The 25,399-nt window shown below is 42.5% G+C and carries 20 protein-coding genes; 5 read left to right on the top strand and 15 right to left on the bottom strand.

Annotated elements, in window-relative coordinates:
• Positions 1–184: 184 nt before the first annotated feature.
• The 4 genes from N473_RS16425 to N473_RS16410 all read right to left on the bottom strand — a co-directional run bounded on the left by N473_RS16425 (position 185) and on the right by N473_RS16410 (position 3,057).
• Positions 185–1,156, bottom strand: coding sequence for a glutathione S-transferase family protein (locus tag N473_RS16425; RefSeq protein ID WP_063368873.1), 972 nt, complete (start codon positions 1,154–1,156; stop codon positions 185–187).
• Between the two features lie 87 nt (positions 1,157–1,243).
• Positions 1,244–1,663, bottom strand: coding sequence for a DoxX family protein (locus tag N473_RS16420; protein ID WP_063368872.1), 420 nt, complete (start codon positions 1,661–1,663; stop codon positions 1,244–1,246).
• 242 nt (positions 1,664–1,905) lie between these two features.
• Positions 1,906–2,625, bottom strand: coding sequence for a DUF4397 domain-containing protein (locus tag N473_RS16415; protein WP_063368871.1), 720 nt, complete (start codon positions 2,623–2,625; stop codon positions 1,906–1,908).
• Between the two features lie 147 nt (positions 2,626–2,772).
• Positions 2,773–3,057, bottom strand: coding sequence for a putative quinol monooxygenase (locus tag N473_RS16410; protein ID WP_063368870.1), 285 nt, complete (start codon positions 3,055–3,057; stop codon positions 2,773–2,775).
• Positions 3,058–3,159: 102 nt separating this feature from the next.
• Between N473_RS16410 and N473_RS16405 the strand changes: the two genes are divergently transcribed.
• Positions 3,160–4,038, top strand: a complete 879-nt coding sequence (locus N473_RS16405) for a LysR family transcriptional regulator (protein WP_063368869.1) — start codon at positions 3,160–3,162, stop codon at positions 4,036–4,038.
• Here the strand turns inward: N473_RS16405 and N473_RS16400 are convergent.
• Positions 4,035–4,955, bottom strand: a complete 921-nt coding sequence (locus N473_RS16400; RefSeq protein ID WP_063368868.1) for a hydrogen peroxide-inducible genes activator — start codon at positions 4,953–4,955, stop codon at positions 4,035–4,037. The two genes, N473_RS16405 and N473_RS16400, sit on opposite strands and share 4 nt — an antisense overlap.
• A gap of 297 nt (positions 4,956–5,252) precedes the next feature.
• Here N473_RS16400 and katG point away from each other — a divergent pair, with 297 nt between their 5' ends.
• Positions 5,253–7,466 carry a catalase/peroxidase HPI gene (gene katG, locus N473_RS16395; protein WP_063368867.1) on the top strand — a complete coding sequence of 738 codons (2,214 nt, stop codon included), beginning with the start codon at positions 5,253–5,255 and terminating at the stop codon, positions 7,464–7,466.
• 63 nt (positions 7,467–7,529) lie between these two features.
• On the opposite strand, the gene N473_RS16390 is transcribed toward katG, so the two are convergent.
• Positions 7,530–8,033, bottom strand: a complete 504-nt coding sequence (locus tag N473_RS16390; protein WP_063368866.1) for an RNA methyltransferase — start codon at positions 8,031–8,033, stop codon at positions 7,530–7,532.
• A 387-nt stretch (positions 8,034–8,420) separates the two neighbouring features.
• On the opposite strand from N473_RS16390, the gene N473_RS26315 reads away from it, so the two are divergent.
• Entirely contained in the window at positions 8,421–8,588 is a 168-nt protein-coding gene (locus N473_RS26315; RefSeq protein ID WP_155735641.1) for a hypothetical protein, read from the top strand.
• A 157-nt stretch (positions 8,589–8,745) separates the two neighbouring features.
• Here N473_RS26315 and N473_RS16385 read toward each other — a convergent pair whose 3' ends face one another.
• The 4 genes from N473_RS16385 to N473_RS16370 are packed head-to-tail and all read right to left on the bottom strand — an operon-like array spanning position 8,746 to position 10,867.
• A complete protein-coding gene (locus N473_RS16385) occupies positions 8,746–9,261 on the bottom strand; it encodes a GNAT family N-acetyltransferase (RefSeq protein WP_063368865.1) in 516 nt (171 codons plus the stop codon).
• Positions 9,262–9,306: 45 nt separating this feature from the next.
• Positions 9,307–9,753, bottom strand: a complete 447-nt coding sequence (locus N473_RS16380) for a methyltransferase family protein (RefSeq protein WP_063368864.1) — start codon at positions 9,751–9,753, stop codon at positions 9,307–9,309.
• A gap of 55 nt (positions 9,754–9,808) precedes the next feature.
• Positions 9,809–10,402: a Crp/Fnr family transcriptional regulator gene (locus N473_RS16375; protein ID WP_063368863.1), complete on the bottom strand. Its 594-nt coding sequence runs from the start codon at positions 10,400–10,402 to the stop codon at positions 9,809–9,811.
• The gene (locus N473_RS16370; RefSeq protein ID WP_196766426.1) at positions 10,403–10,867 is read right to left on the bottom strand and encodes a GNAT family N-acetyltransferase; all 465 of its coding nucleotides are present in this window, start codon (positions 10,865–10,867) and stop codon (positions 10,403–10,405) included. It lies immediately after the preceding gene.
• Between the two features lie 310 nt (positions 10,868–11,177).
• Here N473_RS16370 and N473_RS16365 point away from each other — a divergent pair, with 310 nt between their 5' ends.
• Together N473_RS16365 and N473_RS16360 are read left to right on the top strand one after the other, a co-directional pair.
• Positions 11,178–14,549, top strand: coding sequence for a methyl-accepting chemotaxis protein (locus tag N473_RS16365; RefSeq protein WP_063368862.1), 3,372 nt, complete (start codon positions 11,178–11,180; stop codon positions 14,547–14,549).
• A 141-nt stretch (positions 14,550–14,690) separates the two neighbouring features.
• Positions 14,691–15,860: a MerR family transcriptional regulator gene (locus tag N473_RS16360; protein WP_063368861.1), complete on the top strand. Its 1,170-nt coding sequence runs from the start codon at positions 14,691–14,693 to the stop codon at positions 15,858–15,860.
• A gap of 40 nt (positions 15,861–15,900) precedes the next feature.
• On the opposite strand, the gene N473_RS16355 is transcribed toward N473_RS16360, so the two are convergent.
• The 5 genes from N473_RS16355 to N473_RS16335 form a co-directional block, all read right to left on the bottom strand.
• Positions 15,901–16,308 (bottom strand): ASCH domain-containing protein, encoded by a 408-nt coding sequence (locus tag N473_RS16355; RefSeq protein WP_063368860.1) that lies wholly within the window; start codon positions 16,306–16,308, stop codon positions 15,901–15,903.
• A gap of 388 nt (positions 16,309–16,696) precedes the next feature.
• Positions 16,697–17,314 (bottom strand): DsbA family protein, encoded by a 618-nt coding sequence (locus tag N473_RS16350; protein WP_063368859.1) that lies wholly within the window; start codon positions 17,312–17,314, stop codon positions 16,697–16,699.
• Positions 17,315–17,500: 186 nt separating this feature from the next.
• Positions 17,501–20,503 (bottom strand): FAD-binding and (Fe-S)-binding domain-containing protein, encoded by a 3,003-nt coding sequence (locus N473_RS16345; protein WP_063368858.1) that lies wholly within the window; start codon positions 20,501–20,503, stop codon positions 17,501–17,503.
• A gap of 162 nt (positions 20,504–20,665) precedes the next feature.
• Positions 20,666–23,596, bottom strand: coding sequence for a chondroitinase family polysaccharide lyase (locus N473_RS16340; protein WP_081221229.1), 2,931 nt, complete (start codon positions 23,594–23,596; stop codon positions 20,666–20,668).
• Positions 23,597–24,027: 431 nt separating this feature from the next.
• Positions 24,028–25,260, bottom strand: coding sequence for an aspartyl protease family protein (locus N473_RS16335; protein ID WP_063368857.1), 1,233 nt, complete (start codon positions 25,258–25,260; stop codon positions 24,028–24,030).
• Positions 25,261–25,399 lie beyond the last annotated feature (139 nt).

The following is a 25,399-nucleotide window of genomic DNA, read 5'->3' as shown; positions in this document are numbered from 1 at the left end:
CTAATATACAGTCTAAAACATCACTAAAGAGTTTTTATTGCACCTTAAAAAACTATGTTTATTAATTAGTCAGAAATATAAAAGCGTTGTTATTAAATCAAAAAATATAAACCTAAAAAATTGAAAAATAATTTCTTAAATATCAAAAGAGCCATCTCTGGCTCTTGTCGTATTGTCGTTATTATCAGCCACGATTATGTGGGCGGGCGTAATCGATATCCGGTCCATTGGGCACGACTTGCGTAGGATTGATCATAGTATGGCTAAAGTAGTAATGACGTTTAATATGATAAAAATCAACTGTCTCAGCGACGCCTGGGTATTGATATAATTCTCTGACGTAATTAGATAAATTTGGATAACTCTCAATTGTGCGCTGATTACATTTAAAGTGACCAACATACACCGCATCAAATCTTATCAAGGTGGTAAACAAACGCCAGTCGGCTTCTGTTAATGTATCACCAACTAAGTATCTATTTTCACTTAGAATATTTTCTACTTTATCTAGCGCATCAAATAGTTTGTCATACGCTTGGTTATAAGCCTCTTGGCTGGTGGCAAACCCTGTGCGATATACCCCGTTATTTATCGAGTCATAGATAAAATCATTAATATCATCAATTTGAGCCTGTAAAGCACTTGGATAAAAATCTAATGTATTGCCTGTCAGTGCATCAAATGCACTGTTAAACATACGAATGATCTCAGATGACTCATTACTCACGATACGCTGTAATTGTTTATCCCATAAGACAGGCACTGTCACTCGACCGCTATAATCAGCTTTATTTTTGGTGTAGATCTGATGCATAAAGCTGCTGTCAAATAATGCATCGCCTGTGCTACCGGTTGCTTTATCAAACGTCCAACCTTGTTCTAACATGTCAGGGCTCACCACAGATACATCAATGTAGTCCTCTAACCCTTTAAGCTTTCTAAATATCAGTGTGCGGTGCGCCCAAGGACAAGCGAGTGATACAAACAAGTGATAACGGCCTTTTTCTGCCTTAAAACCTGCTTCTCCACTTAGGCCTGCTTCGCCATCAGAGGTAACCCAATTTCGTAACTGGGCAGCTTCACGCTTAAATTCACCATTACTTGATTTAGTATCGTACCACTTGTCTTGCCAATGTCCGTTAACCAATAAACCCATTTTTTGCTCCTAACCTATGCTTAAATATGTATTTGCAACTGCTGACATAGCAGTTCAAAGTTTGGCCCAAATTTGGGCCATCGCCATTTATGCTGATTTAGCTAACTTGTGGTCGACACTAAAGCGACCTGCACCAGCAGAGGCTAAGGCTAAAAAGCCGCCTGCCATAGCAATGTTTTTAAAGAACATAAAAAACTGCATTTGATCCGCAAGGTTATTGTGAAACATCAACGCACTCACTACACAGAATCCAGCAAAGGCCAATGCGGTTAACTGGGTTAACGCCCCCGCTAAGATAAATAACCCGCCAATCAGCTCAAACGCAATCACTAACGGGAGTAAAAACTCAGGTAAACCACCCGAGGCAAGATACTGCGCGTTGCCCTCAAAGTATTGGATTTTATTCATCCCCGCCAAAATAAAGATAACAGATAAGCCAACTCGACCAAGCAAGTTTGCTGCATTCGATAGATGGTCATTATTAGAAATGATATTGAGTAAATTCATGATGTTCTCCAACGCTTTAAATTTGTTTTATTGGCATATTTGCCTGACTTGCTAACAAGTTTACTATCTAATTAGAGAATTAAAATTTGTAAAAATAGAGGTTTTCATTCTATAAAAAAGAATAAAAATACATAAAACAACGCAGGACCATTGGGGGAGATAACCTTAAATCCCTGTTCAAAATACAAAAAGCGGCATGTTGCCGCTTTTAAATCATCTTAATCATAGGCCAGTGTCATTCGCTACTGTGCTTTAGGCGAGACTTTGAACGATTTGATATTGCCTTCGTTTTCAGATGTGGTGGTAATATAAGCAAGATGGATATCTCCTGCCTCTGGCGACAAGGTCACCTTTGCAATGGGCGTATCTGTATTAGCACCTTGACCGGCCTTGACGACAATTAACTCATTTAAATCGACCGATAAGTCCATAAACTGAGTAGCATCACCATACTCCAAGTTTTCGGCTAATTTTTTGTCACCCATATACACATCCACTTTGCCCATATCAGCAACGTAAGTATGGATGACAATCACACGATATTTACTCTGCGCAACTTCTGCATCGTCGATTTTCACCGCGTCTAGCTGGGCCGCTTGCGCAGAATCATTGTCTAATCGACCATAGCTATAAACAACATAATCGCCATGTTCGGAAAATCTAAAACGCGTCGACGAAATTGCCACCTCTTTGGAATTACCCTCTACGGCATAAAATGTAAACACATTGCCATCCGATTCATCTTGAACTAGCAGTTTTTCTGCCGACTTAGCGCCGAATAACAACCCATTTTCATCAGACAGTGACACCTCTTCATGGCCTTTTTCAAACTCCCAATACACATCCATTTCACTGTTCACCAAGTTAATTGCACTGACATCAGCAGTGTAAGTGTCGTCATTGTTGCACCCAGCTAAAACAGATACCGCAACAGATAAAACCAATCCAGTTATTAATTTCACAATACTCTCCTCAAAGTGGCGTTGTGGGAAGTATATTGCTCACGGTCAGTGCGAGTTGTTATTGAATGTTATTTTTCAATACTTTGATGTAGCTGAGGGTTACAGAAAGCATTAAAGCGTAACGATACCCTGCAAAAAAGACATAATTTAAGCACTGAGCTTACTGATAGGCTGACAAGAAAGAATACACGTATGCTGTTTAGCAAAATAGGCTTGAGTATGAGGCGCATCATAATGACGCTTTAAATCTGCTTCACAGTGCCACGCTTCCCACAAATAAAACACACCCGGCTCGTCATGAGCATGATAGATTTCAAAATAGATACAGCCGGGTTCGTTGATTGTGTGCGCTCTCAAAATATTCAGTTCAGCCGTAATTTCTGAAATATTGCCGTGATTTGCCATTAACTTGGCAACAATGTAATAGCTCATAGGGTGTCCTTTTTAAATTGTATCAATAAAGAACAACTATCATAACCAGCATCATATACGTAAACTATACAAACAAATGCGAACTAACTTTACATATATGTAATGCTATTAAATGACCTCTACCTTTTCTCTATCATTGTCGACTGTGGCAGCTTAAGCCGCGCAGCCAAACAATTAAATACCACTGTCGCGACTGTTTCCCGCAGGCTTTGCGCACTCGAAGCGCACATCGGACAGCCACTGCTAAACAGACATGCACGGGGCATACATGTCACGCAGGCAGGAGAACAGTTATATCGGCAATATGCAGTGGATTTACAGACGATTCAAACTCAGCTCACAGAGTTCAAATCACACTCTCAGTTGATCAGCGGGCGACTAAAGGTTTTGGCACCGAGTAACTTGGCCACAACTGCGCTGGCAGATTTTTGGCCAGAGTTTATGCGCACTTATCCTGACCTACAACTCGATATCCAGACCAGTAATCATATCCAAGATATTGCCGAGCAAGGCGCTGATTGCGCAATTCGTGTTGGCCATTTACCAAGCTCTAGCTTAGTGCAAAAACGCCTTGGCACCATAGAGAGTAAACTGGTTGCTGCACCTGAACACTCAGATATCACCTGTGTGACTGAATTATCTGAACATACTTTTGCCATTTCACAGCAGGTCAATAACCTTACGCTCTCTCATCCGAAGCAAGGAGACTATAAGGTAACCGTCACACCAACGCACTTTTGCAACGACATAGCACTACTTAAAGCCATGGTAAAAAGTGGCCGATGCATCGCATTGCTACCATTGAGTGAAGCATCAAGCTGTTTGCAAAATGGCACACTCAAAACAGTCCTGCCACACTGGTCTGGTGTTGAGCGTCCTGTATATTTGGTGACAACTTCTCGCAAAAACCCGTCACCGAAAGTGAGGGCATTTTCTGACATGCTAAAACAGTTTATCGCGCAACAACCTTGGGCCAGTTAAATACTGCAATAACTCATTGCGCAATGTTTGTCGAGCGCCTGCTCAAACAACTTTTGCAATAGGGTAATATCATTGGTGCGCACGTAATTAGGCCGAACAACCAGTGCGATAGTGCGGTGCGGGCCCGGCTCATTAAGGTGTAACGCCACCAGCTCAGACTCGCCTTTTATCAGTTGATCAAGCGCCATTTGCGGCACTAAGGTGGTGCCCATTTTTCCAGCAACCATCTGGATCAGTGTGTGTAAGCTTGTACTATCAAAGGTTGTGTCTTTTTGCTCTTGTGGCAAATTACACGCACTCAAGGCATGCTCTTTTAAGCAATGGCCGTCTTTAAGTAACATAAGTTTGGCAATATCAAATTGGTCGCTGGTGATCTCTTGCAGCCCTGCCCCGCTCTCATCTTTGTGACTCACCCAGTAAAAATCCTCTTGCCAGAAGTTAAACGCCATTAGCCCATCAATTTGATAAGGCAAAGCTAAAATGGCGGCATCTAATTCGCCTTGGCGCAGCATATCCGTTAAGACATGAGACTGCTCTTCTATGATCTTTAACTTAAAATCAGGGTATTGCTGACGTACATCCGGCAAAACTTTAGGCAGTAAAAATGGGCCAATGGTCGGGATCACACCTATCTTCATCGGTCTGCAAAGCGGCGACTTATCTACTTGTGAAAGCATCATAAACTCATCGACTTCCAGCTTAATTTTGCGCGCCTTATCCAGTAAAACCTTGCCTTGCTCAGTCACAAACACATGCTTATTATTGCGCTCAAAAATCACCGTCCCTAACTGTTTTTCAAGTTCATGTATCGCGGTACTTAAGGTCGATTGAGACACATGGCATGCATCCGCCGCCTTTTTAAAGTGCAGTGTTTTTTCTACCGCAAGTGCATAGATGATTTGTTTTATTGAGACCATTCGAACGTTCTTTTTTATTGATTGTTTTTTCTATTTTAATCAATTGCACGTTAAGTGCACCCACCCAACTGTTCACATTTTCACCACCCTTTACGCTCAGTCTAGTTTAACTGTAAATAAAGATAATAAATTCAATGTTATACATATTTTTTGATGTGCTTTTTTTATACATTCTAAAAAACTGATAATTATCATTAAATTATTCAATTTTTCATTTAACATCCGTCTACTTAGGCTCTAAAAGGTCACCACTCAGACAGCATTGAGCTGATTAATGTAACCCTATTGGAGTAAATTATGCGTACTCAACTGATGACGTTAGCCTCGGGCATCGCAATGGCACTTTCTAGTGCAGCGATTGCAGCGCCCAGTGCAACCCAAATTAAAACCAACCAGTTCTGGTGGCCAGAACAATTAGATCTCAGCCCGCTTAGGCAACATGACATAAACTCAAACCCCTATGGTAAAGACTTTGACTACAGAGCCGAGTTTATAAAACTCGATTTAGCGCAAGTTAAAGCCGACATTGAAAAGACCCTCACTGACTCTCAAGACTGGTGGCCGGCAGATTGGGGACACTACGGGCCACTGATGATCCGTATGGCATGGCACAGCGCAGGCGTCTACCGCGTGCACGACGGTAGAGGCGGTGCTGCTGGCGGCCAGCAGCGCTTCAACCCGCTCAACAGTTGGCCCGATAATGCCAATTTAGATAAAGCCAGACGCTTATTGTGGCCTGTTAAGCAAAAATACGGTAAGCAGCTATCTTGGGCTGACTTGATGGTATTGGCTGGTAATGTGTCATTAGAGTCTATGGGCTTCAAAACCTTCGGCTTTGCCGGTGGTCGAAGCGATGACTGGGAACCTGATCTCGTCTACTGGGGCCCAGAAACTACATTTTTAGCCGATAAGCGACGCGATAAAAAAGGCAAACTCAAAGGCCCATTGGCGGCGGTTGAAATGGGCCTTATCTATGTCAATCCAGAAGGTCCGCATGGCAAGCCCGATCCCTTATTGGCAGCCGACGACATTCGCCTTTCGTTTGGCCGTATGGCAATGAATGACGAAGAAATCGTAGCGCTCATCGCAGGTGGCCACACCTTTGGCAAAGCCCATGGTGCGAAAAAACCTGGAAATTGTGTTGGTAAGGAACCTGCCGCTGCGCCAACAGAGCAACAGGGCTTTGGCTGGAAAAACAAATGCGGCACTGGCAAAGGCGCAGATACCAGTACCAGTGGCTTAGAAGGCGCGTGGACAGTCACACCAACTCGTTGGTCTACAAACTACTTGGACAACCTAATGAATTTTAATTGGGTGCAAACCAAAAGCCCAGCTGGCGCAATACAATGGATCCCAGATAATCCAGCAGCCGCCAACTTAGTGCCTGATGCACATATCAAAGGGAAACGCAGTGCCCCGATTATGTTTACCACTGATCTTGCACTCAAAGAAGATCCTGCGTTTCGTAAAATTGTCGAGCGATTCCGCGCAGATCCGAAAGAGTACGAACTGGCATTTGCCAAAGCTTGGTTTAAACTCACGCACAGAGATATGGGTCCAAGAGCACGTTACCTTGGCAATGAAATACCAAGCGAAGTACTGACATGGCAAGACCCTATTCCTGAACATAACGGTAAAAAAATCACGCAAAGTGACATCAAGACACTACAAATTGCAATCAAGCGCACAGGTCTCAGTAACGCTGATTTAATTGAAACTGCATGGGCAGCTGCATCCAGTCATCGTGTTACAGATATGCGAGGCGGCGCAAATGGCGCGCGGATCCGACTCGCTCCACAAAACAACTGGACAGTAAACAATCCGCGCCAGCTCAAACAAGTGCTCGCACAGCTTGAGCAAGTTAAAGCGCAATTTAACAAACGCTCAAAACGTCAAGTATCTCTGGCCGATGTCATTGTACTTGCAGGTAAAACCGGTATTGAAGGTGCACTTAGAAATGCCAATATGCCAAAAACAGTGCCATTTAGCCCAGGACGCACCGATGCCTCTCAAGCACAAACAGACGTTATATCATTCAGCTTTTTAGAGCCTAAAGCCGACGCGTTTAGAAACTATTACCATGACTCAGCCTTTATGTCGCCAACAAGAATGTTGGTAGATAAGGCAAACATGCTTGGGCTATCGGTTCCTGAGATGACGGTGCTACTGGGTGGTATGCGTGTGCTGGAAACCAATACGGATAACTCAAGCACTGGTGTACTGACGCATACTCCGGGCAGCTTAGACAATGCCTTTTTTGTCAACTTGCTGGACATGCGCACGCAGTGGAGAAAGTCAGACACACAACCTGGTATGTACTTGGGTTATGAGCGAAAAACAGGAAAACAGCAGTGGCAAGCAAGCGCGGTTGACCTTATTTTTGGCTCTAATTCAGAGCTCAGAGCCATAGCAGAAGTATATGCATCCGATGATGCTAAGCAAAAGTTTGCCGATGACTTTATAAAAGTCTGGGTCAAAGTGATGCGCTTAGACCGCTTTGACTTGATGTAAAACACAAAAGCCGCATTTAATCGCGGCTTTCTCTCATCCGAATGTCATCACTCTCTGGATGCTCTATCCAACAATTAAACGATTATTAGTATCTCGGCTTGTTAAGATCTGCGCCGCATCAAAATTAGTCGCACGCTTGGCCATACGATCGTATAAAAGTACATTCACGGTGGCAGCCAAATTCATGCATCCAGTTGTCGGCACGTATACAACCGCATCAGCAGCATCGACAATATCTTGTGGCAAACTGCCATCCTCAGGACCAAACACATACAGCGCGTTCTCAGGATGAACGAAATGCGGTAATGGCGTCGCGCCTTCTACCAGTTCAACGCACACCAAAGCGCGCCCTGATACTTTTAAGCTCACTAGGTCATCGACTTGTTGAATTGGGATATTCTCAGCTACATTTTTTGTGTCTGTGTGATATTTTGCAGCTTTTGCGTAGCGGTTACCGTTAAAATACACCGCCTGTGCTCCATAGCACCCAGCAGCACGTAACACACCACCAACATTGGTTGGCGACTTAGGGTTCACCAAGCCTATCGCTGCAAATGTTTCACTCATACTATTCACTCTTAATGTATAGGCAGTACAACTACCAAAAAATTCGACGGGCGATTGTACCATGTGCGAAATTTTGTGCCACTCAGATAAAAAACGTCAATTTACGTAAATTGGCAATAATTTGTAACATTTACGATTCCATCAACTCTCGCCAACACGTCTAAGAACTTATTGATTTTTCAACGAGAAACAAAGCATATAAAACAAATAATTAAATCATGCCATAAAAACATCAGTTAACCCTCATAAAACATCAACTAAGGCCAACAATCACAACGTTGTTCATCGACAAATATGAATGTAACAGTTCATGTATTTGCATTGAATTTGCATTCGAGATTGACTAATTTTGAAAAGGTACAATCCAGTACAATCAAGGAGATAACTATGAAATTAACAATCAAAAAAAATAAAATTAAGAACCTTTCTAGCAAGCCTTCTTTAGGACTAGAGGCAACACCACATGTTGCAGGTGGCATGAAACAAATAGAGACCCGAGAGCCGTGTCGTTCCATATGGGCATGTACTCACCCTCAAGCTTGTCTCACTGATTAAGTAAAAGATCTGAATTTGCGGCCACAAATTCGATTCACCAAGCGACCTTTTGAGCTCACGGTCGCTATTATAGGAATATTAACAATGCAGCCTATCTGATGTCAGCATGTCAAATCCCAGTGCCAACCACTCAGATCGCACTGCATTCACGTGGAACTTAAACATACTCAGCGCGCTTAAGCACATACACATGCTCGTCACACGCTTCCCCTTGGTGCAAAGCGGTTTTTCGCGTGATGTGTTTTAACCCAAATCCGGCTTTTTCCATCACTCTAATCGAAGCTTGGTTAGGTGACGAGACCGGATTATACAAGGCTTGAAGTGACGTTTTTTCAAAAAACTTCGCGATAAAAAGCACCACAGCATGCGTGCCAATGCCGTTACCCCAAAAGCATTCCCCAAGCCAATATCCAAGCTCAGCGTCCTGTGGTGAAGATAAATCATCAGGTAAATAAGCACCGATCACCCCACAAAACTGGCCATCATACTCAATCGCATAGTTCAGCGCATTTTGGCTTTGCCCGACCTCTAGCCACCACTTTGCATCCTGAGGTGTATAGGGCTTTGGTAGTCTATCCGACAAATACCGGATGACGTTAGGGTTATTTAAGTGATTAACCAATTCAACCCCATCTGTTGGCTCTAACGGCCTAAGTACCACATTTTTATTCATTCTGCTTCAAGGCATTTATTTAGCCTCATGTCCTCTATGATTAATTTATATCCATCTTCTTACTTGGCAACAGTATCGCTCGTATACCGCACCAAATTTTCGTCGCATTGCTTGCTCTTCAAAGCGGATATACCAACGATCTGTCACAATAACAAATGTTAGCCACCCACACACAGACATTACGCCAGCACCGAGCGACACAGCCGCACCAAACAAAGAGATGGCAAAACCCAAGTACATCGGGTTGCGAGAAAACTTAAATGCCCCTTGGGTCACCAGCTTGTCTGGCTCACCAAAAGTCATGACATTGGTGCCTTCACGTATAAAGCGCTTTTTCGCTCCGACAGCCAATAACAACCCAAATAAAAACAGTGGTATGCCCGCCAAGTTGTATGGATAAACGATATAATGCGTGGCGTCTAAGCGCCAGCACAATACCGCCATATTGATTAAGATGATCGCATATAAAAACGGGGGTAAAAGCTTTTGCATGTATTTGCTCCTAAAAAGAAGCACTTTACCTGCCCTACCGAGACTGCGCCTTAACTTATGTTAAGCCCATTTTTTTACGTATTCTAGATAAGCTTACATCTGTTATACCAAGGTACATCGCAACCTGATTCAGAGCAATGTGCTCACTGTCTTGACCAAACTCTATTAAAAATTGCTCATATCTTTGCTGCGCATTGAGCAGCAAAAAACTCGCTTCTCGCTTTTCTTTTTTTAATGCTAAGCGTTCATAAACCTTTCTTACAAATTCACTCCAGTTACTATTTTTCTGAGATAACGTGACTAGGTTTTGGTAAGAAATCGATGCGATATGGCACTCACTCAAAGCTTGTGCGTAAAAAGGACTCGGGCTGTGCTCAATTAATGAAGCTATGCTTGTGAATGCACCGCCTTGCTTGACTAAAGACTTGTTAAACTCTTTCCCGTTGACATCAATGTAATAATAACGACCAATACCGGCGAGTAAAAAGTGCACATCTTGAACCATATCTTGGCTTTTAAACAGATGTGATTTTGCGCGATAGGTTTTAAACTCAAAGACATCCAAAACTGCAGCTATTTCACTGACTTTGAAGGGCACCAACTGTGTCAAAACTTTCGTTAACAGTGCAGCACTGTCATACCCCTGCATTTAATCCACACACCTTTGACTTGGCGCAGAGTTGCTTTTTACAAACAATAATGTCTTGTGCTCGTAAATTTCATTGCACCAATGGTGTTTGCTGAGCACCATGTCTGGTACCTCCACATCGTTTACTTCATCAAAACCAAATTTTTTATAAAACGAAGCCAGATGCGCAAAAGGTAAACAATATACATGTCGATACTGTAATGCGTTTTCAACTAAAAACGTCACGATTTTATCGGCAAGTCCAACGCCTCTAAAGTCTGGGTGCACATACATGCCCCCCAGCTCTGCATCAAACTCAGTGATTTTTTGTATTCGGCCAACACCCACCTTCTGATCATCAATTAACGCAATGGCAATCATATCCGACTCGAAGTTTGACAACTTAAACCCGACCCGTTGATACTGCTCATTTACCCAATGAATTTCATCTTGGGTTGCTTTTCTTATTGTTATATTGATGTCCACAGTTTGTTTGCTCCTAAAACAAATACATCCGACTAATTGAATATCATACACTCGATCCAAATACCAGCACTGCAACAAAATGCCAAGCGCTTTAAAATGGTTTGCTACACACCTAAGATAAATTTAAGCACTTATTATTTAAACACTTTAAATGAAATAACCCTAGTATTCCCTAGAATGGATAGACCATTTTTAAAGCAAAAGTGAGCTTCTATTGCTAATAATAAAACGCATTGTGATTTAGCTTCTATACTTGTTGTCAGGACTTTTTCTATTTCTCGCATCATCTGCGGACTAAGGGAATTTGAATATGGCTAAATCCAAGCAACTCACTATTTTTTCTACGCTGCACGCTAAGTTGATAGCTGCCTTTTCAGCGGTGATGATCACCCTCGCCGTGATTGGCTTTATTTCTTATTTTGCCTTGAAAATGGCTTCTGACGGATTTAAAGATTACCGTGAATTAGCCCGCGATAGTAACCTCGCGGGCATTTTACAATCAAATATGCTCATGGTTCGCATGAATGTAAAAGACTTTCTGTTGACTGGCAGTGATAAAGACATTCGCCAATACGACGAATACTTTACTCAAGTAGAAACCCTGCTCAAAGAGGCTACGCGTGAAATTAACAAGCCCGAGCGGGCACAAATGGTGAAACAGCTCACCACAAAAATCGCAACGTATAACGAGACATTTAACCAAATAAAAGCTTATCGAACACAGCGCAATGACCTAGTATTTAATCAACTGAACGTCATTGGTCCGCAAATGGAGCGAGAGCTGACCAAGCTGATGTTCAGTGCATCGGAAAGTAACAATACACAACTCGCCTACTTGACAGGCGTTGCCATGCGCAACCTATTACTAGGTCGCCTTTATGTGATCAAGTACTTAGAAAGTAATGACGAAAGCGCTGACCAAAGGGTAAAGCAAGAGTTCAGCGCCTTTGAACAGCAAATGGATTTAATCGAACAACTCACCAATACGGTCGCAAACCGCGCTTTAATTGCGCAAGTCAGAACACTCGAAGCTGACTACAAACAAGCTTATCTGAGTGTGCATGACATCATTGTGGATCGTAATGATAAAGTCACCAATACCCTAGATGTGCTGGGGCCACAATTTGCAAAACTGGTCGATGAATTAAAGCTCTCCGTTAAAAACGACCAAGATAAACTGGGTCCAAAACTCAAAGAGGCGAATGAATCAGCAGTCAGTAACATCATGATCACCTTTGTCATTGCGCTTTTCCTCAGTGGCTGCATTGTGTTTGTCCTGACTCGAAATGTGATGGCGCAGCTTGGCAAGGACCCGAATGAACTAGAAAATGTTGCATTGGCTATTGCCCGGGGAGACCTTGATGAAAAATATGACGAACGAGTACCAAAAGGTGTGTTTAAGTCGATGATGGCCATGCGGGATAGCTTACGCCAGATGCGGGAAAAAGAGCGTGAAGAAAAACGTATTGCCAGTGCCAATGCCCGTATTAAAAGTGCGCTAGATAACGCCAGTGCGTGTGTGATGATCACCAATACACAAAATCAGGTTATTTATCTTAATGATGCTATTTACACCATGTTTAACCAAGCCAGCGACGAGATTCGAACCATCCATAATCACTTTAATAGCCAAGCATTACTCAACCACTCACTCAGCCAATCACTACCGACTTTTTCAGAGATTGAAAACGCCGTCCACGGGCTGAGCGACAGCTACAACAGCGAACTGAAAATTGCCAGCAGGACATTTGATATCGTCGCAAGCCCCGTCATCGTAGACGGGAAAACCGTTGGTCTTGTGTATGAGTGGGAAGATAAAACCGAGTGGCTGGCAAGCGAAATAGAAAAAGCAAGAGTGGCATCTGAAAACGCCCGTGTAAAATATGCACTTGACGGGTCATCTGGTCAGGTCATGATCACTGATGATAACTATAACGTCATCTACCTCAATGGTGCACTGGAGCACATGTTTAATGATGCTGCCAGCGACATAACCCAAGAATTGATGGATTTTAGCCCCACTAATATCAAACATAATGCACTGGATCATTACTTCACTCACTTCACCAACTTGTTGAGTGAGTTTAATGGACTCACAACAAGCCACCAAAGCGAATTTGTCATTGCTGGGCGCACATTCAGTGTCGTGGCCAGTCCTGTCAATGTAGACGGTGAACGTGTAGGTACCGTTATTGAGTGGCAAGACAAAACGCAGTGGTTAGCACTTGAGCGTGAAAAGTCTAGGGTGGCTTCTGAGAATGCGCGCGTCAAGTATGCACTCGATAGCGTATCTGGAAACGTGATGATAGCCGACCCTGAACTGAATATTATATATGCTAACAATGCAATACAAACCATGATGTTAGAGTCTGAGCAAGACATACGACGACATGTTGGCGCGTTTGAAGCAAACAATTTAATTGGCTTTGCCATTCATGACTTTTACCTTGAACCTGAGCAACAAAAACTCGTATTTGAAAACCTAAACGATACACACCGTAGCGTAGAACAGATAGGTGACAAGGTGTTCGCATTGACGGCTAACCCCATTGAAGTGGACGGTAAACGTATCGGTACTGTGCTTGAGTGGGTAGACCGTACCGCTGAAGTGAATATCGAAAAAGAAATTGACGACATTGTGCAAGCCGCTTCACAGGGAGACTTAAGCAAGAAAATTGACCCCACTGGCAAGTCTGGTTTCTTTGGTAACTTAAGCCAAGGCCTCAATGACTTATTAGGCACCGTTGAAGTGGCACTAGACGACGTGATGCAAATGTTGGGCTCTCTGGCTCATGGCGATCTCACTAAGCGCATCAATAACGAATATCATGGTAAATTTGGCAAGCTCAAAGAAGATACCAATGCGACAGCAGAAAAACTCACCGAGATTATTTCGAGTATTCGCACCTCAGCGAGCAGCATTTCACAAAGTGCCAATGAAATCGCCCAAGGTAATATGGATTTAAGTCAACGAACGGAAGAGCAAGCTTCAAGCCTCGAAGAAACATCGGCCAGTATGGATGCCATGACTGACGGTGTGAAACAAAGTAGTAAACGTGCCGAAAACGCCAATGAATTATCACTCGATGCGGAGCGCAGAGCAGAGCAAGGCGGCCAAGTAGTGAATATGGCAGTGACCGCAATGAAAGAGATCAGTGACTCAAGTAAGGAAATTTCAGAGATCATCGGTGTCATAGATGAAATTGCTTTCCAAACAAATTTATTGGCACTCAATGCTGCTGTTGAAGCGGCCAGAGCGGGTGAGCAAGGCCGAGGATTTGCAGTCGTCGCGGGTGAAGTTAGAAACCTCGCACAACGTTCATCCGAAGCCGCCAAGGAGATAAAAGATTTAATCCGAGATAGCCAAACCAAAGTTGAAGAAGGTACATCTTTAGTCAACAAATCTGGGGAGACCTTATTAGAAATCGTAGAGGCCACCTCAAAAGTGCGCGTTATGATGCAAGACTTAGCAGAATCTTCGAAGCAGCAATCTGACGGAATTGTGCAGGTCAATAGCGCAATCACTCAAATGGATGAAATGACACAACAAAATGCAGCACTGGTCGAGGAAGCCACAGCCGCAGGTCAATCGATGGCTGACCAAGCGCATAATATGAATAAGACGATGGACTTTTTTACTATAGATCAAAGAAGTACCGGACTGAGGACCCTCGCGTCCTAGTTGATAGTATGAAACCAGGGGCACTCGCCCCTTTTTTCTTTTTCCACATCACTGTGTTTAATCCGCTTTAAAACCAAGCTTGACCTGTCTATAACTTTATACTTTAAAGTCAGCACGCATTTGTTTAATGAGATTAAGTCTATGTACAAAATATCAGAGCTTGCCAAACGAGTTGGGCTCTCACGTACCGCTCTACTCTATTATGAGAAACAACAACTGATCAGTGGAAAACGACTTGCCAATGGCTATCGAATATATAGTGAAAAAGACATTCAACGTGTGCACTTAATTCAAAAGCTACTCGCAGGTGGACTTACCATTAAAGAATGTAAATCCTGCCTTGATGCAAAAATTGAAAAACACCGTTTGCGCGACAGACTCTCTGCGTTAAATAACGAGATTGAGCAAAAAAAACAAGCTCGCGACTTATTAGCCGCAATATTGGGCGATGCGCCACAACGTCATTGGCACGAAGAACTCAACACGCTGGCGCCTGATGCGCATCTGAGTTGGTTAATGCAGCAAGGCTTTAATGAAAAAGAAGCCCTTAGATTAAAATGGTTATCAAAAGATATGAATGAACACGAATTATATATGGCTGACTTTATGACCATATTTGCGCCTCTTGCGCGCTGGGCACCTGGCAGTCATGAAGACACCCTTAAAGCTTTGTCGCATGTACCCTTAACACCCAATCTTATAGCCGATATTGGTTGCGGAAAAGGCTACGCGACTCAGTTGCTGGCAACCCACACTCATGCCAATATTATTGCTATCGATAATGAGCAAAGCGCACTCGATGCATTGGTTGATAGTTTTACTCAAGATGGTCTTATAGATCGGCTTCAAACGGACTGTACCAGCATGACAGAACTAAACATAGCGCAAAGCAGTATCGACCTTATATGGTCAGAAGGCAGCGCCTATATCATGGGCGTACCAAATGCACTTAAGAAGTGGCGACCAAAGCTTAAGCCCAATGGCGTATTGGTGTTTAGTGACATGGTATGGCATACGGCAAAACCAAGCCCGCAAGCTCAGGGGTTTTGGGCCAAAGAATATCCCGATATACAATCCGTTGAAGTCAGACTTAAGCAAATATCTGAACTTGGATATAAAGTCATCGTACATTTCCCGCAAAGCACACAAGCCTGGCAAAACTACTACGGACCTTTGCGCGCGCGCACAATGGAACTACAGGTTACAATGGCACATTCTCAAGCACTACAAGATATTCATAACGAAGTAGAAATATGTACTGAGTATGCCAATGAGTTTGGCTACCATATGTTTATTTTACAAAAGTGCTAACCCTATCTAGGCGCTAAACGCGCCTTTTTTATAATTGACTTTAGAATATCTCAACCACTTCAAAATATTCACATACTAATTCCATATCAGGGGCAAACCCACCATTTCGCTCAAAATATGCCTGATGATCTTTACGCCAGCCAGCTAAGTCAGCATTTTCCCCCTCTGCAAGCGCAAAGGCTTCATCGACATCTTCAAATCGAGTGATATCTACCTTAACAATTTTGATCGCTGCGACAGGCTTATTTAGCCAAGTCTCTACAATGTAAACTTGTCCAATATCGGGGATTGCTTCTTCACCTAACTCATAGGCACTCAACGCATCGCAAGTTGCCACTTTGGCACCACTTACAATGAGCGCAGTCAGTTCATCACATAAATGCTGACTATCGCCAAATTTACACGCAACTGCATCGGGGTACCTGGCCTTTATTTTGGATGGATTCATTATTTTTCTTCTTATCAAAACGTATATCTAGTAAAAATGGTGGGGATTAAACCGGTTTACGGTTATGAAACCCGACGTAAAAGTCCTTAAACAAATTAGGCAGTATTGCCCAGTAATGTGCATTTTCTTTCTAGGTACTTGCCAGAATACGTTATCAGTAAACGACACATCAATACACTCTTGTATTTCATGATTGTCAATGATGCATTTATTTTCGAGGTACTCAAATATATTTATATATTGATTGCTTTCGCTACACTTTCAAACCAGCTATGCACATATTCAGGGTCAAGATCTCCTCAGCAAAATATATGCGCTCTATTTGCTTTTTGAATCAACTCAAAAAAGCGTTGCCTGAACTCCTGATACATGGCGAGTACATGATAAGTCATTGCGCTTTTAATATTTGATTGAAGCGCGCTGTCAATTCCTCTTCTTGGCAATACCCCAAGGTCAGTGCAAAAGCATGATTTTCTTCATTCACATAAAACAGTGCGGGGAACCCACTAACTTGTAATTGACGGGTAAGCGCCAAGTGCTGTTGCAACTGATTTTCAGTATCTGGTGAATTAAGTGAAGATAAAAATGATGCTTCATCGAGTCCAATTGACACGGCGCATGCTGCCAAAGTCGCATCTAATGACGGGTTAGTGGCTTGTTGGTAATACGCGGCTTGAATCGCCTTTGACATCGCTTCAGCGCTATTTTCCCTCATATTTTGTGCCACAATCACCGCGCGACAAGCTTGGTAAGTAGAACGATAAGGCGTGTTTTGATGCCAGTAATCGTGGTTAAAGGATACTTGGGTTCTTTGTTCTATTTGATGCCAATACGAAGCAATTGTTTCCCTTAAATTTTGCGCCATCGGCTCAGTATTGTCTGGCGCAAGACCGCCCATAATCCACTCTATCTGTGCACTTGGGTGTTGGCTTAAAAATGCCTCTAATTCAGGCTGAAACCCGTAACACCAAGCACACATCGGGTCCATAACATATACAAAACGCATCAATACTTAACTCCATTAATCCAACTCTATCGCCAGAAGATACACACGATCATACAGTAACAACGCTTCCACTGAATTTACAACGTCCATACAGCGCACAGTCAATGTGCGCAAAGTATGGAGCTACTGACGTTTAGCTGATGCCATTAAAAACATCTAGATAAGTCATTCATAAATCAGAAAACGTTACAAATAGTGAGCAATGAACTCCACAGGGTGCTGAGGTTTATGCCCTTCAAAACGTTTTACTTGGCTGCGACAAGAAAATCCTGTTGCGATCACCTTTGATGATTGCACATGAGACTGCCAAGAGGCATTGTACAAGCTGTGAGAGGCCGCCTGATTTTTACTCTCATGACCAAAAGTTCCGGCCATGCCACAACAACCCACATTGGGTGCATCAAGCTGTATACCCAGCGTATTAAAGATATTTTTCCAAGTTGCAGATGCAGCACGTGCATTGGTTTCTTCAGTACAGTGCGCCAGCAAGGTAATTGACTCAGCTACCGACGGCAATTCCAGAGCAGATAAGTCCTGTCGCTGAAGCCACTCATGAATAGTGAGTACGTGAAAGTTTCCTCTTTCGGTCTCGCTCAGTACTTTACGATATTCATCGTCGTACACAAATACTAAAGCAGAATCTAAACCAATCATCGGTATATTTAGGCTTGCTGCGTGTTGTAAAAAAGCGCTGGTGGCTTTGGCCGTCGCTTTAAACTCATGAAGAAACCCTTTTACATGCTGAGTTTTACCATTCTCATGGTAGGGCAATAGCACTGCTTTTTTACCTAGCTTGCCTGTCAATTTGATGGTTGCAGAAATTAACTCAGCTTCATAAAACCAAGTAAACGGATCTAATACAACCAAAACATGATCGTCTTTTTGCGACTGACTAAGCTTACTTAACGCATCGTAGTTATACTTAATGCCTTCAGGTTGTTGGGTACTGAGCAACGGTAAGTCTTGATAGCCCAAGAACCATTGGCTGAGCTTATTAACAAAGTTCGACCCAATCATAGGGTTTAATAGTGATGCACCACGTGACATTGAGGGCAGCAGCTTTTCAATATTACCGACCACATGATCTTTCAGCGCTCTGCCATATTTTTGATGATAAAAATGCAAAAAGTAAGCCCGTGAATTAGGAATATCTACTTTAACTGGGCATGCTGTTGAGCATGCTTTACAAGCCAAGCAAGCATCCATGGCACGTTTTACTTCGTGGTTTAACTGGGCAAGCTCACCCGCTTCTGAAATCTCAACTTGATATTTTTCCACATCAAAATAAGCTGATTGCTGCACAGGCAATTCAACGCCTTGGGCAGCTTGCAGTCGTGCCCACTCCTTAAATAACATGGCTCGCCCTTTAGGTGAATCCCTTCTGTCTTTAGTCACCTTGTATGAAGGGCACATCTGAGCGTTTTCGTTATAATTAAAACACAACCCATTGCCGTTGCAATTCAATGTGTCTTGAAACGAGGTTTTTATATTAATGGGGACAAGCTGATCGTAGCGTGCTCTCAACGGTCCCTCGACACCAGCAAGCGTGGTATCATCCTCAAGCGGCATACATATTTTACCGGGGTTGAGTTTATTGCCTTTATCAAATACGGTTTTGATTTTTCTCAATTCTAAGAATAACTCTGGACCAAAAAAGTCAGGACCATATTCACTGCGAAACCCTTTGCCATGCTCTCCCCAAAATAAGCCACCATATTTTTTAGTCAATTTAGACACTTTATCCGATATGGGTTTTAACATCGCTTGCTGTTTATCATCGCATAAATCTAATGCAGGACGCACGTGTAAAACCCCAGCGTCAACATGACCAAACATACCATAACTTAAATCATGTGCATCCAGTAGCGCTCTAAATTCGGTAATAAAATCAGCCAGATGCTCAGGGGGTACAGCGGTGTCTTCAACAAAGGCAACTGGCTTTTGCGCCCCTTTAGTGTTACCTAAAAGCCCAACGGCTTTTTTGCGCATCGCATAGATTTTTAAAATATCCGTCTTATTGGTGGTGATTGAGTAAGATAAAACACCCGCTGCTTTACTGTCGATAAGCGCATCGAGTTTATCCGTTAATGCAGCGACTTTGGTGTTAATGTCTGACTCATTATTGCCATTAAACTCCACCATGTTTAACCCATCTGAGACGATATCCGCAGGGGTATCTAAAAAATCTGCAACGCTGCGCCAGATCATATCTTCACGGGCAAGATTCAGTACTTTACTGTCCACCGTTTCAACAGAGGTCGAGCGTGCACTTACCAAAAAAGGAGAATGTCTTAGCGCCGAGTCGAAATTATCATAATTAATATTGACCAATGTTTTATATGGCTCAATGGGCAAAATGTTTAACTTGGCTTCTGCAACTACCGCAAGAGAACCTTCACTCCCCGCTATAATGCGACTGAGGTCAAACGTTTCTATATTATCACTGAGCACATTTTTAAGGTCATACCCAGTTAAGAAACGATTTAGTTTTGGAAAAACATCTAAGATTTTACCGCGGTTTTCTACGCAGCTGTTGATCACGTCACGAAAGATATGCCCTTTACGACTGTCCTGACTTGCAATTTTTTGCGCTGCCTGCATAGGCATTTTGTAAGTATCTAACTCATAACCATCAGCTAAAAAGCATTTTAAAGCCAATAAGTGATCACTGGTTTTACCGTACACCAGAGAGCCTTGCCCGGATGCATCGGTGTTGACCATACCGCCCACGGTTGCCCGGTTGCTGGTGGAAAGATCAGGCGCAAAAAAGAATCCCAGTGGTCTTAAAAAATCATTAAGTTGATCTTTGATCACACCGCCTTGTACCCTGACCCACTTTTCCTCGGTATTAACCTCCAAGATCTGACGCATATAGCGCGATAAATCCAATACTATTCCACCGGTGAGCGATTGCCCGTTAGTCCCTGTCCCACCACCACGCGGACCAAAGCAGAGTTGACGAAACTCCCCTTGTTCAGACAGTAGTAAGGCTTTTTGAATGTCATCATTGCTCTTGGCAAATATGACCGCTTGCGGAAATTGCTGGTAGATACTGTTATCTGTTGAATGCACCAAAGTTGTTGAATAACTTGTATCTACTTCCCCTTCAAATCCAGATGCTTTTAAAGCATCTACGTACCTCTTTACAACCTCAGCCAAATCAACACTGGCTTTTTTATCTTGACCCATTTTTGCGCCCCACGACAAAATGATACAATATAACATAACTAACAATTGTCGTAACTAGACTTAAGGCGCGGACAGGCAAAATCAATAAATAAAAAAGCGGCAAGATTGTCATCTTGCCGCTTTCAATTAGTTGGGAGATCTAATTTTAGTAGTGTAGTTGAATTACTCGACTTTGCTTAATTGAATATTAGCAGCTTGGCCAAAAAAGCTTTGTGTAGTGATAACCGTATTACCTTTAACATGCTGATAATCCGAATCATTTGTTTGCCATGTGCCTTTAAGTACAATTTCAATCGGCACAACTGGTGTTGCCTGCGTTTTACTTAACTTCAATTCCGGCGACGACACACTCAGAGCAGCTTTCTTGCCATTTAATTGTACGAGTAACTGCGCTGTCGTACTCACTGAGCGCACAGGACCAAACTTAAAGTTTGTGAAATCAGTACTGCTGTAACCATATAAATTGTTTATGCGATTACGGATATACATGCCGTTTTGGTCAGTTTTTCGTGTATTAAAGTATGGGTAGCGATTCATCTTTTTCGCCAAATCAAGCATTTGATTTGGTGTCGCATCCATTACCAATACATACTCATAGCTTGCGTTAAGCGGCGCTGTACCATGATCAATCCAAGCTTTGGTAAATACGCCCTGTGTCTGCTTTTTAGTCTTATTATGACGAGACGTTTGAGCACCTCGGCTAACATGTACTTGCTCTACATTTTGTAAAAAGTAGCCTACACCATTGTCATCAATTAGCCAATCACCCTTGCCTAGCGTCAAATCAAAGCTATTACTATTAATTTCTTCGCCATTCACCCAGATAGAACGCGGTGTATCACCGACCGCTAACTGGAATAATGTTGTTTCCGTTACATTTTTTCCGTCTAGGTTAGAGATCCCATTACCAGTTAAGAACAACATATTGTCAGCAGCAAACACGTGCTTTTCTGCTACAAAACTCGACTCAAATTTTTCTTTGTCTTGCGGCGCTTGGTGCTTAAACGTAAATAAACTAAATTTATCGTTCAAAGATGTAGAGCCACTCACTCCAGTCTCTGAGCGTAACATCAAACTATGTTTATTTGGGCTCTCAAGCTCGTCTAAACTTAAACGAATAGTCGTTGCGCCTGGGTTTCTATTCCAATCCCAGCCAGCCTCTTGATAACCCAACTCATCCGGCTCACCAAATGGCATCACATGCACGCTGCCATGACTTTGATAACGGCCATAACGGTTATCTTTGCGGTAAATTTCAGACGACCAAACATCTTTATTGTAGCCCTTAATAATTGCCATACGGTCTGCGTGTCTATGAATAACAAATGCACCACCATTATAACTCCAGCTACCTTCCGGTAACTCAGCTGGCGCAATGCTTTTACCGAATAACTGCTCGCCTTTCTCAGTTGACTGCTTTGTTACTTGCAAATAAATGGCTGCAAGCTCTTCATCCAGCTCAGGGTAAGCCAATGCAAGATCGCGTAATCCAGTACTGTAGTGCTTGATCCCCAATTTGCTAAATGGGTGTCTACCCGTCAAAGCAAGTGGTACATATGGGTTTGTATAACGCCAACCAGCCACCATCACTTTTTTCAAGCTATCTAGTGCAGTGTTTTGCAAAGCAAATTCAGTGCCTTTTAAGATATACGCCACCTGCGCAGCGCGCTTAAATGCAGGGAAAGCATAGCCTGCATAATGGCCATAGTGACGCCAAGCAGTACCATCCGGTCTAAAGCCATCATTGTACCCAGAGGGCGTCTGGCTTAATGCCCCAGAAAAGAAATGTGAAAACTGCTTAACCAATGCAACACGCTCTTTGGCATCTGGATTTAGTAACAGTAATGCCAAATGCTGATTAGATAAGGTATTAAAATAATCTAGGTTTGAGCTTTTCTCATTTAATGCCATATCAAAGCTCGATTTAAACTCACGAGAGAACCAAAGCAATGATTCATAAGTCGGCTTAAGTAGACTTTCCTGTTCAAGCTCTTTGGCCATCATCAGTGCCGAGATATACCACCAACGTGTGCTATAACCCCAGTGATGCGTTGTCACCAAACCACTACCAGCCGCATAGCCTTGATCAAGTAGGTGCTTGGTCAGTAAGGTATACATGTTCACAATATCAGACTTATAGCCATCATAAGCACTGTTATGGAAAGCCTTTGCCAAATCTAGCATCAGGTCAGTGTAATCATCTAACTCACGGTACTCTTTCACTAACGCGCTATCTTGGCTGGATAGGTGCTTAGTTTGATAAATTGTTTTTTGGTAACCCATAATTATGTGGCGGCCAGTGATACTGCCATCATCAGCGATACGGATTTTATAGTCATCAAATCGTTTTTGTAGCGATGCAAAGCTACCAGAACGGCCTTTAAATTGGTCAATAAGTTGTTGCTGTACTATTTCAACATCAACTAACTCTGCAAGCGTTGGTTCTGGCAATTCATGACTCATTCCAAAATCAATCTCTGGTAAGTCATAACGCGTAGTGACTTGATGATCTGACCATTGATAACGCTTATCATCGACCGACACCATAATACGGTCAATAAATACAGGCTCAGCGGTTTGCGCTAATGTGCTCGGCGCTTTAAATATTAATTGTGATAAGTTATGTGTCACAGCAGGTTTAAAATCAGCATTCAGTGACACACCAACAGCACGCCAGCCAGTGAAGTTCATATTGACTGGAAGCGTGGTCGTTTGCTCTGAATCTGCATCCGTTAACAATACCTGCATAATGTCATTTACAGCAACTGGATTATAAATCCAAAAAGACAGTACTTGCGTCGCACCTCGGCCATACGCTTTGCTCGCTTGTTTATCAGTCATGCGCACAAAGTCTTGCTCAATGGTAAGCTCATGTGACTTACCCCAATCCCACAACAGTGACTGTTCACCATTAATCGCTCTTTGTTGTGTCAGTCGTGCATCATTGCTGTGAACATTATCAGGGAGTCCATTTCCTTCAAAACTCAAAATTTGCGACTGTAAACTGTGAGCAGATACATTGCTCGCTACACCTAAAGTAAGTGCCGCCAACAGTGACAGTTTAAATTTTGCTTTGTGCATGTTTTGAAGCATGTCGTTTTACACCTATCATTACTTTTTACTAAACCACAAGATAAAAACAATACCTTGGGATTGATTTTCGGCGCGCATAATGCATTATTTGCAATAATGTAGTCAACCGTTCCAAATAAACTGTCATAAAAGTTTAATGAATCAATTTTCAAACCACGTTTCCAAAATAAATTTAGCTATATATATCAGACACTTAAAATTTCACGTTCTTTGAAAAAACAAATAAACCCAAATCAGATACAAATAAAATAAAACGACTCAACCACCAAAGTAGAACATTAAACAAACAATCAAAAGAGTAAGTAACTAACAAAAACAAAAAGACTAAGACATTAGAACCACAAAACGTGAGAGAGTTAAATGTGGAACGATATAACCTCGATGACGCAAGTTAAAGACACAAGCTAAACCTATGCATTGTGTCATTTTTTCTAGAGTTGCTGTAAATTACTGTAGCCTGCAATATGCTGTGCATTAAGCTGATAGCAGGTATCGTTTCTTGTGATACATAATGTATGTTCACCCACAGTTGATGAAAGTGCAATCCAGTCTGTTTGTGACAGCTGTTTCGCATTTATGCCATTAAAACTCACCACTTCATCACCCACCTTGATCCCTGAGCCAAATGCTGCCATATCCGGCATCACATATCTCACCACAAACGCACCGTTGGTCAGCTTTCGTAATTCCAAACCCAGCAGGTTGTATCGTGCTGTAAATTTGACTGATTGATAAGGCTTTAAGTGTAGCGTTAAGTTACTATAGTCAATGACATAGCTAAAATGTGCTAACACCGAGCTACCTAGTACAGACTTACCATCATCGTCCCCTTCTATAAAATTTGTTTTTACATTGGTTAAAGTTAAATCTCCAATTTTAACTTGAGGCACTGTGCCACGCTGATGCACAGTTTGACCGCTTAACCCGAAATCAGAGCCTGTTACCGTCCTACCTTTAAACTCAAGCCCCGCGTCACGCACGTAATAATTGTTGAGCTTAAAATAATGGCGACTGCCAGTATCAAGTACAATTTCTTGCGAAATCATTTGGTTGTTACCCAAGTCAACGTCACTGTCAAAATAGAGTTTACTGAGGAACACTCGCATGGGGATCGTGACATCATCCGGTGTGGGTTGGTAAGGCAGCTTTGAAATGGTGATATTGCCTTTTTGAGCGTCTATATACCACGTAAAGTGTTTTAAAATATCATGACCAAGTACACCATCAAATACCGCCTCATCAGGGCGTAAAAAGTAGTCTGTTTGCGACAGAGGCATATATGCAAAACTCACTTCATCAAAGCTGACATCGCCTAACTTTATTTGACTTACTTGTGTTTGATAAGCCCGAGAGTTTTCACCATCGCCCCATCCGCCTAATTCAAGTGGATACCCTTCTTTTAAACCCAGCGCCTTGACTTTACTTGTATCTTGCAACAGCGAAATCGATGCCCCGGTATCAATCATCATTTTAAAGCCACTGACACCATTAATGGTCATATAAACATAGGGTTTCGCGCTAATGTCGGCAGGTAGCTGCGAATACGATTTACCAGCTTGCCAACTTGGCTCTAGATCATCATTTTCATATTTAAGTCGAATGTAATTTGCGACACTGCAACCACTTAGTACCATAGTGCCCAGAAGAAGGATAATAAGCTTCATTAATCATTCCCTTTTTGTGTTTGAAAGTCATCACTGTACAAAACGGGTTGTGAAGAAAACGTCAAATTCAATTATTACATTAACCAAACCCGTCGTCCTGAACTCGATTCAGGATCCAGTCACTCTTGAGCAATGCATA

Origin of the sequence: Pseudoalteromonas luteoviolacea CPMOR-1 (assembly GCF_001625685.1) — a bacterium.
GTDB classification, from domain to species: Bacteria; Pseudomonadota; Gammaproteobacteria; order Enterobacterales; family Alteromonadaceae; genus Pseudoalteromonas; species Pseudoalteromonas luteoviolacea_K.
Note: the sequence above shows the minus strand (reverse complement) of the source record. Positions and strands in the feature narration are given on the sequence as shown.